The 15,138-nt window shown below is 68.2% G+C and carries 15 protein-coding genes; 13 read left to right on the top strand and 2 right to left on the bottom strand.

Features of this window, described 5'->3' with window-relative positions; all coding sequences use genetic code 11:
* Window positions 1-16 precede the first annotated feature (16 nt).
* From ON43_RS11050 to sigJ, 4 genes are all read left to right on the top strand, one after another.
* A complete protein-coding gene (locus ON43_RS11050) occupies window positions 17-523 on the top strand; it encodes a low molecular weight protein-tyrosine-phosphatase (RefSeq protein WP_040806502.1) in 507 nt (168 codons plus the stop codon).
* Between the two features lie 17 nt (window positions 524-540).
* A complete protein-coding gene (locus tag ON43_RS11045; RefSeq protein WP_040806556.1) occupies window positions 541-1,551 on the top strand; it encodes an SURF1 family cytochrome oxidase biogenesis protein in 1,011 nt (336 codons plus the stop codon).
* A gap of 135 nt (window positions 1,552-1,686) precedes the next feature.
* Window positions 1,687-2,727 carry a cobalamin biosynthesis protein gene (locus ON43_RS11040; RefSeq protein WP_040806500.1) on the top strand — a complete coding sequence of 347 codons (1,041 nt, stop codon included), beginning with the start codon at window positions 1,687-1,689 and terminating at the stop codon, window positions 2,725-2,727.
* A 94-nt stretch (window positions 2,728-2,821) separates the two neighbouring features.
* Window positions 2,822-3,781 (top strand): RNA polymerase sigma factor SigJ, encoded by a 960-nt coding sequence (gene sigJ, locus ON43_RS11035; protein ID WP_040806498.1) that lies wholly within the window; start codon window positions 2,822-2,824, stop codon window positions 3,779-3,781.
* Between the two features lie 127 nt (window positions 3,782-3,908).
* On the opposite strand, the gene ald is transcribed toward sigJ, so the two are convergent.
* Window positions 3,909-5,018, bottom strand: a complete 1,110-nt coding sequence (gene ald, locus ON43_RS11030) for an alanine dehydrogenase (protein ID WP_040806553.1) — start codon at window positions 5,016-5,018, stop codon at window positions 3,909-3,911.
* Window positions 5,019-5,168: 150 nt separating this feature from the next.
* Window positions 5,169-5,960, bottom strand: coding sequence for an MBL fold metallo-hydrolase (locus ON43_RS11025; RefSeq protein WP_051178274.1), 792 nt, complete (start codon window positions 5,958-5,960; stop codon window positions 5,169-5,171).
* 71 nt (window positions 5,961-6,031) lie between these two features.
* Between ON43_RS11025 and ON43_RS11020 the strand changes: the two genes are divergently transcribed.
* From ON43_RS11020 to ON43_RS45520, 9 genes are all read left to right on the top strand, one after another.
* On the top strand, window positions 6,032-7,021 hold the full coding sequence (locus ON43_RS11020) for a GlxA family transcriptional regulator (RefSeq protein WP_051178273.1): 990 nt from the start codon (window positions 6,032-6,034) through the stop codon (window positions 7,019-7,021).
* 9 nt (window positions 7,022-7,030) lie between these two features.
* Window positions 7,031-7,546 carry a gamma carbonic anhydrase family protein gene (locus ON43_RS11015; RefSeq protein WP_040806496.1) on the top strand — a complete coding sequence of 172 codons (516 nt, stop codon included), beginning with the start codon at window positions 7,031-7,033 and terminating at the stop codon, window positions 7,544-7,546.
* A 142-nt stretch (window positions 7,547-7,688) separates the two neighbouring features.
* Window positions 7,689-7,862, top strand: coding sequence for a hypothetical protein (locus tag ON43_RS44760; protein ID WP_157513997.1), 174 nt, complete (start codon window positions 7,689-7,691; stop codon window positions 7,860-7,862).
* A 123-nt stretch (window positions 7,863-7,985) separates the two neighbouring features.
* On the top strand, window positions 7,986-8,618 hold the full coding sequence (locus tag ON43_RS11010; protein ID WP_040806494.1) for a TetR/AcrR family transcriptional regulator: 633 nt from the start codon (window positions 7,986-7,988) through the stop codon (window positions 8,616-8,618).
* A 64-nt stretch (window positions 8,619-8,682) separates the two neighbouring features.
* Window positions 8,683-9,399, top strand: coding sequence for a SanA/YdcF family protein (locus tag ON43_RS11005; RefSeq protein ID WP_051178272.1), 717 nt, complete (start codon window positions 8,683-8,685; stop codon window positions 9,397-9,399).
* Window positions 9,400-9,706: 307 nt separating this feature from the next.
* Window positions 9,707-11,698, top strand: coding sequence for a fructose-specific PTS transporter subunit EIIC (locus tag ON43_RS11000; protein ID WP_051178271.1), 1,992 nt, complete (start codon window positions 9,707-9,709; stop codon window positions 11,696-11,698).
* Between the two features lie 199 nt (window positions 11,699-11,897).
* Window positions 11,898-13,541, top strand: coding sequence for a CocE/NonD family hydrolase (locus tag ON43_RS10995; protein WP_040806492.1), 1,644 nt, complete (start codon window positions 11,898-11,900; stop codon window positions 13,539-13,541).
* Window positions 13,542-13,741: 200 nt separating this feature from the next.
* The gene (locus tag ON43_RS10990; RefSeq protein ID WP_157513996.1) at window positions 13,742-14,122 is read left to right on the top strand and encodes a hypothetical protein; all 381 of its coding nucleotides are present in this window, start codon (window positions 13,742-13,744) and stop codon (window positions 14,120-14,122) included.
* Window positions 14,123-14,238: 116 nt separating this feature from the next.
* Window positions 14,239-15,027 carry a helix-turn-helix domain-containing protein gene (locus tag ON43_RS45520; RefSeq protein WP_051178270.1) on the top strand — a complete coding sequence of 263 codons (789 nt, stop codon included), beginning with the start codon at window positions 14,239-14,241 and terminating at the stop codon, window positions 15,025-15,027.
* Window positions 15,028-15,138: the final 111 nt, after the last annotated feature.

Raw genomic sequence — 15,138 nt, 5'->3', positions numbered from 1 at the left:
TCGGCCACCGGCCAGAATGGCTGTCGTGGGCGACCTGCATGTGACCTTCATCTGCACCGGCAATATCTGCCGGTCCCCGATGGCCGAGAAGATCTTCGCCGCGCATCTGGAGCGCGCGGGGTTGGCGGATCGGGTGCGGGTGAGCAGCGCTGGGACCGGAAGTTGGCATGTCGGGGACGAGGCCGACTCTCGGACCAACAAGGAGCTGCGGGCGCACGGGTATTCGACCGGGCATGCGGCGGCGGTGATCGGGCCCGACCATCGGGATGCCGATCTGCTCGTCGCGCTCGATACCGGGCATGAGCGGGATCTGGCGCGGATGGGGGTGCCGTCGGATCGGCGGCGGCTGTTGCGGAGTTTCGATCCGCACGCCACCGGGCGGTCGGTGCCGGATCCGTACTACGGGGATCAGTCCGATTTCGCATTGGTGCGCGAGCAGATCGAGGCCGCCATGCCGGGACTGCTGGACTGGGTGCGCGAGCAACTCGGGGAGACCGAGGAGACCGGGGGCCGCACCGCATGAGCTCGAAGACTTCGTGGCTGCGGCGCCTGACGTTCTTGCTGCGGCCGAGCTGGGTGATCCTCGCTGTCGTGGTGGCAGGATTCGCGTACCTGTGTTTCTCGATCCTGGCCCCCTGGCAGCTGGGCAAGAACACCCGCACCTCCGAACGCAATGACCGGATCAGCAATTCGGTGAAGGCCGACCCGGTCGACGTCACCACCATGCTGTCTGGCACCGGCAAGAACACCGAATGGCGACGCGTCACCGCGAACGGCACCTACGTCCCCGACTCGACCGTCCTCGTGCGCCTGCGCCACCTCGACGGCCAGCCCGCCTACACCGTCCTCGCCGCCTTCCGCCTCGACGACGGTCAGACCCTGCTCGTCGACCGCGGCCAGATCGCCGCCGCCGAGGGCGGCACCCACCCGCCCGCCATCCCCGCGCCCCCGACCGGCCCCCAACACCTCGAGGCCCGAGTCCGCGCGTCCGAAGGCATCATCGAGAAGAAACCCCCCACCACGGAAGACGGCTACCGCCAGGTCTATTCGACCGACACCCAGCAGGAATCCACGGTCCTCGGCCTCCCCCTCACCCCCATCCCCACCGACGGCCTGGGCGGCTACCTGCAGCTGGAGGCCAACCAGCCCGGCGCCTTCACCCCCGACCCCCTCCCCCAACTCGACGCAGGCCCCTACCTCTCCTACGGCCTCCAATGGCTCGCCTTCGGCGTAATGGCCCCCTTGGGCCTCGGCTACTTCGTCTGGGCCGAAATCCGAGCCCGCCGCCGCGAAAAGGCCGAAGCCACACCCGAACCAGCCTCGGCCACCAACCCGGCCGCCGACACCGAGCCGAGCACACCTCAGCCCGACAGCTCTGTCACGCCGGTTGCCTCCGACCGACCAGACAGCACACCCACCCCGAACGGCCCGGCCACCCCCGAATCCGCCTCCCCCGCAACCACAACGAGGCCCAACGACCCCGCCCCCACCCGCAAGCCGACCGCCAATGAGGCCCGCTTGGCCGACCGCTACGGCGGCACCCGCCGCTGACGCGACCCGCCACCACGACGCCAGCTCCATCGAGTGGCACATCCTGGAGGGGAAATGTCCGAAAGCTCCCTAATCTCGCCTCCAAGATGTGCCACTCGGCGAAACATGCGGGTCGGATAGCCTCGGCGGGTGCGTATGGGGACTGCTGCGGCGGCTGGACTGGTGCTCGGGTTCGCGATGGACCGGGTGTTCGGGGATCCACGGCGCGGGCATCCGGTGGCTGGATTCGGGTCGGCGGCGATGAAGGTGGAGGAGTTCACCTATCGCGACAGCCGGGCCGCCGGGGTGGTTCACGAAGTCGTACTGGTTGGAGCGGTGGCAGGGCTCGGGATCGCGGCTCGGCGAATGGTGGGGCGGCGGAGTACGAGCGGGCGGACCGCGCGGCGGTGCACGGGGATCGAGGGCGATCGCGCGATCGGCCGGGGGCCCGGCGCAGTCGGCCTGAGGCTGGGCGACGTGGTGTTGACGGCTGCGGCTACCTGGACCGTGCTCGGTGGGACGACGCTGGCGCGGACCGGGCGGGAGATGGCGGATCGGTTGGAGGCGGGGGATATCGAGGGGGCGCGGGAGTTGTTGCCGTCGTTGTGTGGGCGGGATCCGAATTTGCTGGATGCGGATGGGCTGGCGCGGGCCGCGGTGGAGTCGATTGCGGAGAACACCTCGGATGCGACTGTGGCGCCGCTGGTTTGGGGGGCGGTTGCGGGGGTGCCGGGGTTGTTGGCGTATCGGGCGGTGAACACGTTGGATGCGATGGTGGGGTATCGGAACGAGCGGTACGGGCGGTTCGGGTGGGCGGCCGCGCGGACCGATGATGTGGCGAATCTGGTTCCGGCGCGGGTCAGCGGATTGATCACCGTCGCATTGGCTCCCGTGGTAGGCGGGCGGCCCGCGGATGCGTGGCGGGCCTGGCGGCGCGATGCGGCGAAGCATCCGAGTCCCAATGCCGGTGTGGCGGAAGCGTCGATGGCGGGTGCGCTCGGCGTGATGCTCGGCGGCAAGACCGAATACCGCCACGGCGTGGAGATGCGGCCCACCCTCGGCGACGGCCCGGTCCCGCGCGTCCCCGACCTGCGCCGCGCGGTTCGCCTCTCCGAAGCCGTTCAGATCGCCACGGCCCTCGCCGCCGCGGCGGCCGCCTGGCTGCTGCGACGCGGACGCCGCGACGCTGACCGGTAGATTCGGCGGGAATGTCACAGTCCGGCGATCGGTTTCGTCGGTTCTGTGGACGGCCTGCCCGATCGGGCGGGCGTGAGCGAGCAGTGAGGGTGCGATGAGTGGTGGAGAGCGGCGCGGCGGGCCCGATCAGGCGGAGTTGGCGCGGCAGTTCGAGGAGCATCGCGGGTATCTGCGGCGGGTCGCCTACAGCACGCTCGGCAGTTTGAGCGATGCCGATGATGTGGTGCAGGAGGCTTGGCTGCGGCTGGTGCGGTACTACGAGACCAGTCCGGAAGGTGCGGATATCGAGAATCTGCGCGCCTGGCTGACCACCGTCACCGGGCGGCTCGCGCTCGATTACCTCGGCTCGGCGCGGGCGCGGCGCGAACAGTATGTGGGCGAATGGCTTCCGGAGCCGGAGATCACCACCTGGGACGATCCGGCCGACCGTGTCTCCCAGGACGAGCGCGTCACCACCGCCCTGCTGGTGGTGCTGGAGTCGCTGTCCCCGGCCGAGCGCACCGCCTTCGTGCTGCAGGAGGTCTTCGGCATGTCCGGCCCGGAGGTCGCCGAGGTGGTCGGCCGCACCCCGGCCGCCGTACGCCAATTGGCTTCGCGCGCCCGCAAACACGTGGAGAACGGCACGCCCCGCTTCCCGGCCAGCCCGGACGAGCACGAGAAGGTGGTCTCCGCCTTCGCGGTCGCCTGGCGTTCGGGTGATCTGAGCGCCCTGCTGGGCCTGCTCGACGCGAATGTCACCTTCACCTCCGACGGCGGCGGCAAGGTGCAGGCGTTCCTGCATCCCATGCACGGCGCGGAGAAGGTGGCCGAGACGCTGCTCGGCTTCCTCGGGTTCGCATCCAAGGTCGGTGGCGCGTGGGGTCGTTCGGTGCTGGTCAACGGCCGCCCGGGGCTGGTGGTGTTCGACGGCAAGAACACCGGCGTCTTCTCGTTCACCATCGACGAGGGCCGCATCACCAAGATCGACGTGGTGCGCAACCCCGACAAGATCCACCTGCCCGACGACCGCGAGCCGGATTGGCCGCTGGGCGAGCAGGGCAGCGACAACGCCTGAACCACGAAAGCTACGGGCCCACAATCGCCTTCGTCATTCCGGCGTGCTTTTGGCCGGAATCCACCAATGGATCCCAGCCAAAAGCATGCTGGGATGACGGGGGGGTGAGTGCGGGCCCGTCGCGTTTTCAGGAGGCGACGCGGGTTACCGGCCGGAGTCCGTGGGCGGCTGCGACCTCGGGTGAATACAGCTGACCGGCGTGCGCCGTAAGGCCCTGCGCCAGACCATGATCGGCGGCACACGCGTCCCGCCACCCGAGATCCGCGATGGCGCGCGCATACGGCAGCGTCACATTGGTGAGCGCCACCGTCGAGGTGTGCGGCACCGCTCCCGGCATGTTCGCCACGCAGTAGAACAGCGAATCCGCCACGCGGAACGTCGGTTCGGCGTGCGTGGTCGGATGCGAGCTCTGGAAGCATCCGCCCTGATCGATGGCGATATCCACCAGCACCGAGCCGGGCCGCATGTGCGCGACCAGGCTGTCGGGCACCAGTTTCGGCGCTCGCGCCCCGGGAACCAGCACCGACCCGATCACCAGATCCGCTGCCAGCACCGCCTTTTCGACCTCGGCCGCATTGGATCCGATGGTCGCCACCCGCCCGCCGAACCGCGCGTCGAGCTCCCGCAAGCGCGCGATATTGGTGTCCAGCACCGTGACTCGCGCCCCCATCCCCATGGCGACGACCGCGGCGTTGCTGCCCGCCACCCCGCCGCCGAGCACCACCACATCCGCGGGCCGCACGCCGGGCACCCCACCCAGTAGCACGCCCGCCCCGCCCTGCGGCGACATCAGGTGATACGCGCCCACCTGGCTGCCGAGCTTGCCCGCCACCTCGCTCATGGGCGCGAGCAGCGGCAGCGATCCGTCGCCGGCGCGCACGGTCTCATAGGCGATGGCGGTGATCCCGGACCGCAATATCGCGTCGGTGCACTCCCGCGAGGCCGCCAGATGCAAGAAGGTAAACAGTACCTGCCCGTCCCGCATCCGCGAATATTCCTCGGCGATGGGCTCTTTCACCTTCAGCACCAGTTCGGCCGCGGCCCACACCTCCTCCGGCGTCGGCACGATCCGCGCCCCGACGGCGACGTAGTCGGCATCCACGAACCCGGATCCGACCCCCGCCCCCACCTCCATCAGCACCTCGTGCCCGTGCCGCGCCAGTTCCCCGGCACCGGCCGGGGTCAGTGCGACCCGATACTCCTGCTCCTTGACCTCCCGCGGAACCCCGATTCTCATACCGCCATCGTGGCCCCGCACGGCGGCCGCCGCCACGACCGCCACGACCCGATTTCCCGTCCGGCTACGCCTCAGCAAAACCGTTGAGTGGCACACCAGCGAGGGGGAATCGGGCAAATCCCCTCACCGGTGTGCCACTCAGCGCGGCGGTCAGGACGCGGCGGCGAGGGACAGGACCTCGCCGGGGACAGGGATGCGGAGGAGGTGGTCGCGGCCGGTGACGGTGAAGCGGTGGGTCAGGTAGTCGAGGTGCTCGGAGAAGTGGGCCCAGCCCTCGGCGTGGACCGGGACGATCAGGGCGTCGCCGAGGGCGGCGGAGGCCTGGGTGGCGGTGCGGCCGTTGAGGGTCAGGTCGGCGTCGCCGAAGCGGTCGGTGTTGGCGGCGCCGACATTCAGGATGGCGATGTCGATGCGGCCGAAGCGTTCCGCGATCCGCTCGACGATCGGCACCGAGGCGTTGTCGCCGGAGACGTACACGGTCGGCAGACCGTCGGCCTGCAGCACGAATCCGGTCACCACGCCGGTGAACGGCTCGCACCCGTCCGGCCCATGCTGAGCGGGGACGCCGGTGACGGTCACCGCGCCGATCCGAACCGATTCCCAGTTCGCCAGTCCGCGAACGCCTTCGATGCGCTCGGCGGCATCCGGGGTGGACAGCACGTGCTCGACGCTCGGCAGCAGGGCGCGCCCGGCGGCGTCGAGGTTGTCCTTGTGCTGGTCGTGGGACAGCAGCACCACGTCGATCGGGCCGACCTCGGCGGCCGAGACGGCGGGACCGGTCAGCTTGTAGAGGGTCACCGGGCCGGGGTAATTGCCGGGCTCATCGAACGTGGGATCGGTCAGCCAGGTCAGGTCGCCGTAAGCGAATCGGACTGTGGGCCCGCCGATGTGGAGCACCTCGAGGGTGGTGGCGGCTGCTGCGGTGTCGATCGTGTTCGTCATGCCAATGAGTTTCGCGATCTCGACGCGCTCCCGACAGTGGCCCGAAGGCCGCTTATCGATAAGATCGGGCCATGGTCGATTCCGTCGCAGCCGCCCCGCACGCAGTGGCAGCCACGCACACCGTGGCCGTCCTCGCCTTCGACGGCATCAGCCCGTTCCACCTCTCCGTCCCGACCCTGGTCTTCGGCCGCATCGGCGCGGGCGGCGCGGACGGCAACCCCTACCGCGTGATCGTCTGCGCCGAAAACCCCGGAACCGTCTCCACCCCGGCGGGTTTCGACCTCGTCATCCACCACGGCCTGGAGGCGACCGAGATTGCCGACACCGTCGTCATCCCCAGCTGGGAGCGCGATCGCCCACTGCCCGAACCCATTCGCGACGCGCTGCACCGCGCCCACGCCCGCGGCGCCCGCATCGTCGGCCTGTGCCTGGGCGCGTGGGCGATCGCCGCCAGCGGTCTGGCCGACGGCCGCGAGATCACCACGCACTGGTCTGCCGCCGCCGAGATCGGCCGCGCGTATCCGGCCGTCCGCGTCCGCGCCGATTCCCTGTGGTCCGATGACGGCGACCTCATCACCTCCGCGGGCGTCGCCGCCGCCCTGGACTGCTGCCTGCATCTGGTCCGCTCCGATCAGGGCAGCCGCGTCGCCGCCGAGCTAGCCCGCCGCCTGGTGCTGGCCCCGCATCGCAGCGGCTCTCAGGCCCAGTACATCCCGGTCGCCGTCCCCGAATCCATCGATCACGACCCGATCGAACAGGCGATGGTCTGGGCGCGAACGCATCTCGACGAACCGGTGGATCTGGACGGCTGGGCCCGCACCGCCCTCATGTCGCGGCGCACCTTCACCCGCCGCTTCCGCGACCGCACCGGCACCAGCCCGCAGCAGTGGCTGCTGCAGCAGCGCGTCGACCACGCCCGCCTGCTGCTGGAATCCACCGACGACACCATGGATCGCATCGCCACCGACGCGGGCCTGGGCACCAGCATCAATCTGCGCCATCACTTCCACCGCCTGCTCGGCACCACCCCCGCCGCTCACCGCGCCCAGTTCCGGCGCTAGGTTCGGGCCATGAGGATTCAGCTGGGTGAGCATGCGCCGCAGGTCGATGAGAACGCGTGGATCGCGCCGAATGCCACCGTGGTGGGGCGGGTGCGGCTGGAAGCCGAAGTGAGCGTCTGGTATTCGGCGGTGCTGCGCGGGGACATGGACGAGATCAGCGTCGGGGCGCGCAGCAATATCCAGGACGGGTGTGTGCTGCATGCCGATCCGGGCTTCCCGTGCACGGTGGGCGAGGGAGTCTCGGTGGGCCACAATGCGATCCTGCACGGCTGCACGGTCGGCGACGATGTGCTGATCGGCATGGGCGCGACGGTGCTGAACGGCGCGGTGATCGGGGCGGGGAGCTTGATCGCCGCGAATGCGCTGGTGCCCGAGGGCGCGCAGATTCCGCCGGGTTCGCTGGTGGCCGGAGTGCCCGGCAAGGTGCGGCGGGAGCTGAGTGAGGCGGAGCGTGATCACATTCGCTTGAATGCCGCTGCGTACCTGCACAACACGGCGCTGCACCGCCAGGGTCAAGAGGCGTGACTGAACGGGGTGTGTGAGAATCCCCACACTGAACAAGCGACCATAAAGGCCGCTGTTAGCATCGTGCGAAGCGTTCCCGGCGGCCCGGGCTGTGCCGCCGCAAGCCGGGTGCGCGCTCGGGGCTAGCAGGAGGTTTTCCACGGTGTTGTACGAGCACGACAGTATGCACCGACGCCGGATCAGCGTGGCCGACATCGCCGCGCAACCCGGAGGGATGGAGGCGCTGCAGCGCCGGGTCCACGAGTTACGTTCCAACGGCCGGGATTTCGCGGCCAATGCCATCGAATGGGAAATGGCGGCGCTCAACGTCCACTGATCGGATGCGGGGCGTATCGCTAGGATCCGTCTTTGCGATAATGCGGCACGGCCGGTACTCCACAAGAGCGCCAAGGCCGTTCGCCGCAATGTCGCGGTCGCCACCCGATCGACTGGAGACTCGATGCCGTCCGTGCCCACCATCCTGCAACGCATTCTGGAGAAGCCGCGGACCGAAGGCGAACAGCTACTCGAGAGTGCGCTGTCGGCCTTCCTCGACTTCGGGATTCGCCGAACCAGTATGGGGGAGATAGCGCGTCGCGCCGGCATCAGCCCGGCCACGCTCTACCGGCGCTTCGAATCCAAGAACGATCTGGTCGCCGCGGTCGGCGTGCGCGAGGCGCAGCGGTTCATCGCCGAGATCGACAAGCGGGTGCAGGAGGCCACCAGCAGCGGCTCGGCGGCCAACGATCAGCTGGTCGAGATCTTCGTCGCATTCATCACCCAGCTGGCGAACAACAAACTGCTGCAACGACTCCTGCGCACCGAGCCCGAGACCATCCTGCCGCGGCTGACCACCGAGGCCGGTCCGGTGCTCGCGGTCGGGCGCACCTATCTGGCCGAAAAGCTGCGCACGCTACAGGAATCCGGCGATGTGCCCGCCTTCGACGCGGATCTGGTGGCGGAGGTGCTGGCGCGGCTGGGGCAGTCGCTGGTGCTGACGCCGGACGGGCTGATCCCGCTGACCGATGAGACCGCGGCACGGGAGTTCGCGCGCCGGACGGTGCTGCCGATGATCGGCGTGCAGACGGTCTGAATCACACAGGATCTCCACGAAAACGTCTTCGGATAATCCGAGCGGGTCCGGCAGACTGGCGATCATGCAGTACCGCGCCGCCCTCCGCTCCGCCCGCAAACGGGTCGCCACCTGGTTTCCCGCACGCCGCGTGGTGAAGATCTGTCTCGCGGTGATCGTGCTGGGCCTGGTCGTCGGCATCGGCTCGGACCTGTGGATCCGGATGGCCCACCGCAAGTACGAGTACAGCGTCGAGACCGCCCCGCCCGCGGATGTCGCGATCGTGTTCGGCGCGGAGGTCTGGGCCAATGGCAAGCCGTCCAGCTATCTCGCCGCGCGCCTCGACCTCGGCCGCAAACTGCTGGAGGCGGGCAAGGTGAAGGCCCTGCTCCTCACCGGCGACAACGGCCGCGCCAGCTACGACGAGCCGACCGCCATGCGCGCCTACCTGATCGACCACGGCGTCCCCGCCGCCAAGATCGCCCTGGACTACGCCGGTTTCAGCACCTACGAGTCCTGCGTGCGCGCCCACGACATCTTCGGCGTCACCTCGGCCATCGCCGTCACCCAGGATTTCAGCCTGCCCCGCACCATCGCCCTGTGCCGCGCGGCGGGCATCGACGCCACCGCGGTCGGCGACGACACGCAGGTTCACGGCGACGTCTATCGAAAGAATTGGCTGCGCGAACAGCTGGCCGATACCAAGGCCGTCTATTCCATTCTGTTCCGTCCCGAGCCCACTTTCCGTGGCAGGCAGGAAAGTTCGGTCCGCGACGCGATGGCCGCGGACCCGCAGCAATAGTTCAGATATTCCCGGCCCCCATGGCCGCGCTACCGGTCGCGCCCGCGGCGACCGCGCTTCCCGTCATCAGTCCGACCGCGGCGAGGATGAGAGCAAACATTTCAGGACCTTTCGAATTTCGTTTGTCGGAGACGAATCGAAAAGTACTGCCGCGCAATATCCTTCGGCGAGGTCCGGAACCGGATTCTGGGCGGACTGTATGCCGATACCCAGCAGCTTCCCAGTACCCGATTCGATGCCCGTGTGGTAGGTCGAGCAGAATGCAAGGCGTCGGAGCGTTGTGCGTGCGTTCAAAGGAGATCGCGGCGTGGGCGGTGCTGTCGAGGCTGAATCCGAAGTGAATGGCGAATCGCGGCACCGGAAATTGGTGGCCGTGACCGCGTGCCCGGCGGGGATCGCGCACACGTATATGGCCGCCGAGAAACTCGGGCAGGCCGCCGCGGCGCTCGGGGTCGAGATGAAGGTCGAGACGCAGGGCTCGATCGGCGTCGAGAACGCGATCACCCGCGCCGATGTGGCCGCCGCCGACGGGGTCATCATCGCCGCGGACAAGGATGTGGATCTGGGGCGATTCGCGGGCAAGCGGGTGCTGATCGTGCCGGTGTCGGAGGGCATCCGGCATCCCGAGAAGCTCATCGAGGACGTGCGTTCCGCACCCATTCACGAAGGCACGGCCGAGGACTCGGGCCCGGGTGACAGTGAACGCAGCGTGGCCCTCAAGGCGCTGATGAACGGCGTCAGCTACATGATCCCGTTCGTGGCCGTGGGCGGTCTGCTCATCGCCATCTCGCTGTCGCTGGGCGGGCACACCGATCCCTCGGGCGGGCTGGTCATTCCGAAGGATTCGATCTGGTACAGCGTCAATCAGATCGGCAGTATCGGGTTCACCCTCATGGTGCCGATCCTGTCGGGCTATATCGCCTACGCCATCGGCGACCGGCCCGCGCTGGTGCCGGGCATGATCGGCGGGTGGATCGCCAATACCGGGTCGCTCTACGACTCCAAGGCGGGTGCGGGCTTCCTGGGCGCGATCGTGACCGGGTTCCTGGCCGGATATCTGGTGCTGGGGATCAAGAAGGTGAAGGTCCCCAAGTTCGCGCAGCCGATCATGCCGATCATCGTGGTGCCGATCGTGTCGACGCTGGCGGTGGGGCTGTTCTTCATTTACGCCATCGGGCGGCCGATCTCCTACATCTTCGAGCACCTCACCAGCTGGCTGGGCGGGATGACCGGCACCAGCGCCATCGCCCTCGGCGCGATCGTGGGGTTGATGATCGCCTTCGACATGGGCGGGCCGGTCAACAAGACCGCCTTCCTGTTCGGCGCGGGCCTCATCGCCACCGGCAATCTGTCGGTCATGGGCATGGCGGCCGCCGCGATCCCGGTCATGCCGCTGGGTCAGGGCCTGGCCACGCTGCTGCGGCGTCCGCTCTACGACGAGCAGGAGCGCGAGGCCGGGCTGGCGTCGATGTTCATGGGGTTCTTCGGCATCTCCGAGGGCGCGATCCCATTCGCGGCTTCCCGTCCAGCGCAGGTGATTCCGGCCAACATGATCGGCGGCGCGGTGGCGGGCGCGATCGCCGGGCTGGCCGGGGTCGGGGACGCGGTGCCGCACGGCGGGCCGATCGTGGCGTTGCTGGGTGCGATCAAGGGGATTCCGATGTTCTTCGTCGCCGTGGTGGCGGGGACCGTGGTGACCGCTGTGCTCACGATCGTGCTGATCGAGTTCCGGGCGCGGCGGAAAGCACCGTCGCAGCACGAAACCGCCGCGGCCGTCACCGAAGCCGGCGCCGGCACCGAAACCGCCTCCGGAACAACCGAACCGGAGATCCTCGACGGCGCTCTCACCGAGCGCACGGTGAAACCGGTCCTGGAGGCCACCGACAAGCCGTCCGCCATCCGCGAAATGGTGGCGCTCCTTGCCCGCAGCGGCAAGGTGACCGACGAGGCCGAGCTCCTCGCCGCCGCCCTGCGCCGCGAGGCCGAGGGCGTCACCGGCCTGGGCGACGAAATCGCCATCCCCCACGCCAAAACCGACGCCGTCACCGCACCCGTGGTGGCCTTCGCCCGCGCGCCGCAGGGCATCGACTGGGACTCCCCCGACGGCAATGTTGCCAAACTCATCTTCATGATCGCGGTCCCGCCGGCCGCCGCGGGCGACGAGCATCTGCGCATCCTCGCCCTGCTGGCCCGCAAGCTCATGGATCCGGCCTTCCGCGAACGCCTGCTCGGCGCGCCGGACCGCCCGGCCATCCTCGAAATCCTCGGTGAAATTCAGCAACCGGCCGATCACATTTGACGCGTTTCACCTCGATGAATCTGGAATACCGACAAGTCGTTTTGCCAAAAGCGCTGGCAGGCAAAGGAACTCGCGCATTCCGAATTCACCCACAACCACCCTGCGGCCGTTGTACGATCTGACATACAACAGGATCGGCAAAAGCCTTCCACCCCTGGTGAATTCGCGAATTCCCTTTATGCAATGAAGGGAATCTGACATGTCGCAAGCAATTCCGGGTCAGTTGCGCCTCTTGACTCCGGATCAGGAAGCCAGTGCGCTCGCCTTGGTGAACGACCTGCTCACCGGTGATGCCACGGGCGTGTCCACCTACGCCACCACCGACGTCGACGCGGTGCGCGGCAGATGCGTTATCCAGAACGTGAAAATTCCCGGCCACCAGAATGTTTCGCTCGATGCGCTCATCGCCTACCCGCGTACGGACGAGCCGCATCCGATGATCGTCATGCCGGCCGGTCTCGACAAGACCGGATGGAAGATGTACGGCGGAGCCGTGATCCGGCTGCTCATGCGTGGCTACGCGGTCGTCGCCTACACCGAACGCGGTCTGCCCGGATCCGACGGCGACCTGACCGTCGCCGGTCCCGAGGATGTCGCCGACGGGTACGAGGTCATCGAATGGGCGCTGCGGCACCACGAGATGCGCGCCGATCCCGAACGCGTCGGCATGGCGGGAATCTCCTACGGCTCCGGTATCAGCCAGCTGGTCGCGAACGCTCATCCCAAGGTCAAAGCCGTTGTCGCGCTGAGCACCTGGGCCGATCTCGGCGAGGCCCTCTACGACAACGGCACCCGGCACATTGCGGCCGCGGCGGCGCTGGCCAAGGTCAGTGAGCATCCCAGTGACGAGCTGGTGAAGGTGCTCGAATGGTTCAACGCGAACACCAATATCGAGGGCGTCCTCGACTACGCGAAACCCAGGTCACCCGCGCAGCTGGACCCCACCGAGATCCGTCCCGTGCCAACCTTTTTCACCAGTTTCTGGCACGAGACCATCTTCCCGCAGAATCAGCTGCTGAGATATTTCGAGCGCTACCCCGGCCCCAAGCGCCTGGACATGGCGATCGGCGACCACGGCGCGGTCGAGATCCCCGGGCTGCTGCTCGGCGTCTACACCCGCACCACCGAGGCCGCCTACGACTGGTTCGACCATTACCTCCTCGGCGTGGACAACGGCATCGACCGGGACGGCGAGGTGCACACCGAATCCATGCACAACTTCACCCTGACGGCCTCCCCCGATCTGGCGTCCTGGCCGAAAGCCGTGCGCCGCTATCACCTTCAGGCCCCCGCCACCGGATCCCCCGACGGCACACTGACGCTCGAGAAGCCCGCGGCCGTCAGCCAGACCTTCCAGTCGGGCCCCGAGCAGGTCGTGGTCGCGAAAACCCTGGTCTTCGACGGCATGTTCGAGCGCCTCCTCATGCCGAATCGCCAGAGTTTCGCCGACATCGGACGCAACCGCGCCGCGGTCTGGACCACCCCGCGGGTATTCCTGAAACGCCACCACATCGCGGGCACACCCGAACTCGAGCTGACGGTCACCCCTTCCGGCACGACGGTCACCCTGATCGCCTATCTCTTCGACCTCGAGCCCTTCACCGGCACCCTCCGCATCATCACCCACGCGGCGGCCACCGTCGCCAACCGCGATCCCGCCCAACCGACCCCGCTCCGGTTCCCGCTCCAGGCCACCGATTACGAGGTCGATCCCTTCCACAAACTGGTCCTGGTCATAGACAGCGCCGACCCCTTCTATTCCGACCAGGTCGATACCCGCTCCACCATCACCCTTTCCGACGCCAACGGCGCGGCCCACCTGGATCTGCCGATCGCTCCCTGACCGACAGCATCCGAATCCCGCGGTGCGGCCGACCCCTTCGGCCGCACCGCGGTCCGGCTATGAGCGAAATCACGCACGGCGTGAGCGTCCAGCCGTGCGACCGGGGTAACACTGCTATGACACGTCAAGTCGGTCGCGCCATGGACACTCCGTATCCGCCGGCCCTTGTCAGACCGCCGGAAACAAAGGAGTTACCTGCGATGACCACATGTATCGCGTCCGCTACGCCGGTGCGGGGCGGGTGGACGATCGCCGTCATCGGCCTACCCGTCGAGGTCGACCCCTTCCATTCCGCCACCCTGTCGGCCGCGCGCGCCGCCGTCGCGGAGCTGGCGGCCACCGTCACCGGAATCCCGTGCGATACCGGGGATATCGAGGTGTACGTCGAATCCGTCGGCGAGCTGGTCGGGGCGGTGGAACTCGCCCGGGACGCTCGCGCCCGCGCCACGGCCCACGAGTATGCCACCCTGTTGCGCGCCGCCCGGGCGATGATCGCCCAGGGTCTGTCCGAAGCCGATGCCGGTGAACTCCTCGGAGTCGACGTGTTCACTCTCGGCCTCATGGCGAATTCGAGCCCGTGACACCCGAATAGCGAACGCCTCCGCAATCTTGTGGCAGCATCGCTATCCGGATCGGCTGGTTCGTGTCCTGCGTTGCAGGGCGGACACGACGGCCATTCGGGGAGGAGCTGTCGGACGTGTCAACGGAGCCGGAACTCGCGCACGCCGCATGGCAGATCGCGATCCCAACCTTCGGCCACGCCCTCCGCCGCCTGCGCGACGACCGCGCCATCTCCCGCGAACGCCTGGCCTATGCCGCCGGCGTAAGCGCCAGCTACGTAACCCTTTTGGAAAAGGGTGACCGCGCCAACCCCGCGGCCCCCGTCGTCGACGCCCTGGTCCGCTGCCTGGACCGATTGCAACCGCTGACCGCCACCGAACGCCGCTACCTCCTCGACCTGGCCGGCCTATCCCCGTCCGCCGCCGTGCCAACCACCGAAGAACTACGCGCCGCCCTCACCCCCGACCAACTCCACGCCCTCGAGTTGCACGACCCCAACCCCGCCGCCTACCTGGACGTCCGCGCAAACATCCTGGCCGCCAACAACGCCTGGACCGAGGTCCTCCCCGGCCTCTCCGAAACAGGCAACCTCTTCCACTGGCTCTTCGGCTCCCCCCAAGCCCGCCAAGTCCAAACCGACTGGCACTCCGAAGCCCGCCAATACGTCCAATGGCTCCGAGCCGCCCTAGGCCGAACCGACACCCCCACCGTCTACACCGACCTGATCCACTCCCTCGCCGCCTACCCCGAATTCCGCCACATGTGGTCCGCCCACGAAGTCGACTTCACCCCACCCACCCGAACCCAATCCCTCCGCAACCCCACCACAGGCCAAACCCGTGAGTTCTACATCCAAACAGCAGGCCTCGACTGCGTCGAACACCCAGGCGCCCACATCGCCGCCCTCCTCCTGCTGGAACTCTGACACCCACGCCCGGACGCGCAGCTATCTCCCTGCTCCATGACTATGCCGATGCCCGACACCACCCATAAGCAACTCCGGCCCGACGAGCATGCATTCTGGCAGTCGAACGTC

It is taken from the genome of Nocardia concava NBRC 100430 (assembly GCF_000308815.1).
GTDB classification, from domain to species: domain Bacteria; phylum Actinomycetota; class Actinomycetes; order Mycobacteriales; family Mycobacteriaceae; genus Nocardia; species Nocardia concava.
This window is presented reverse-complemented; position numbering and strand designations above follow the sequence as displayed.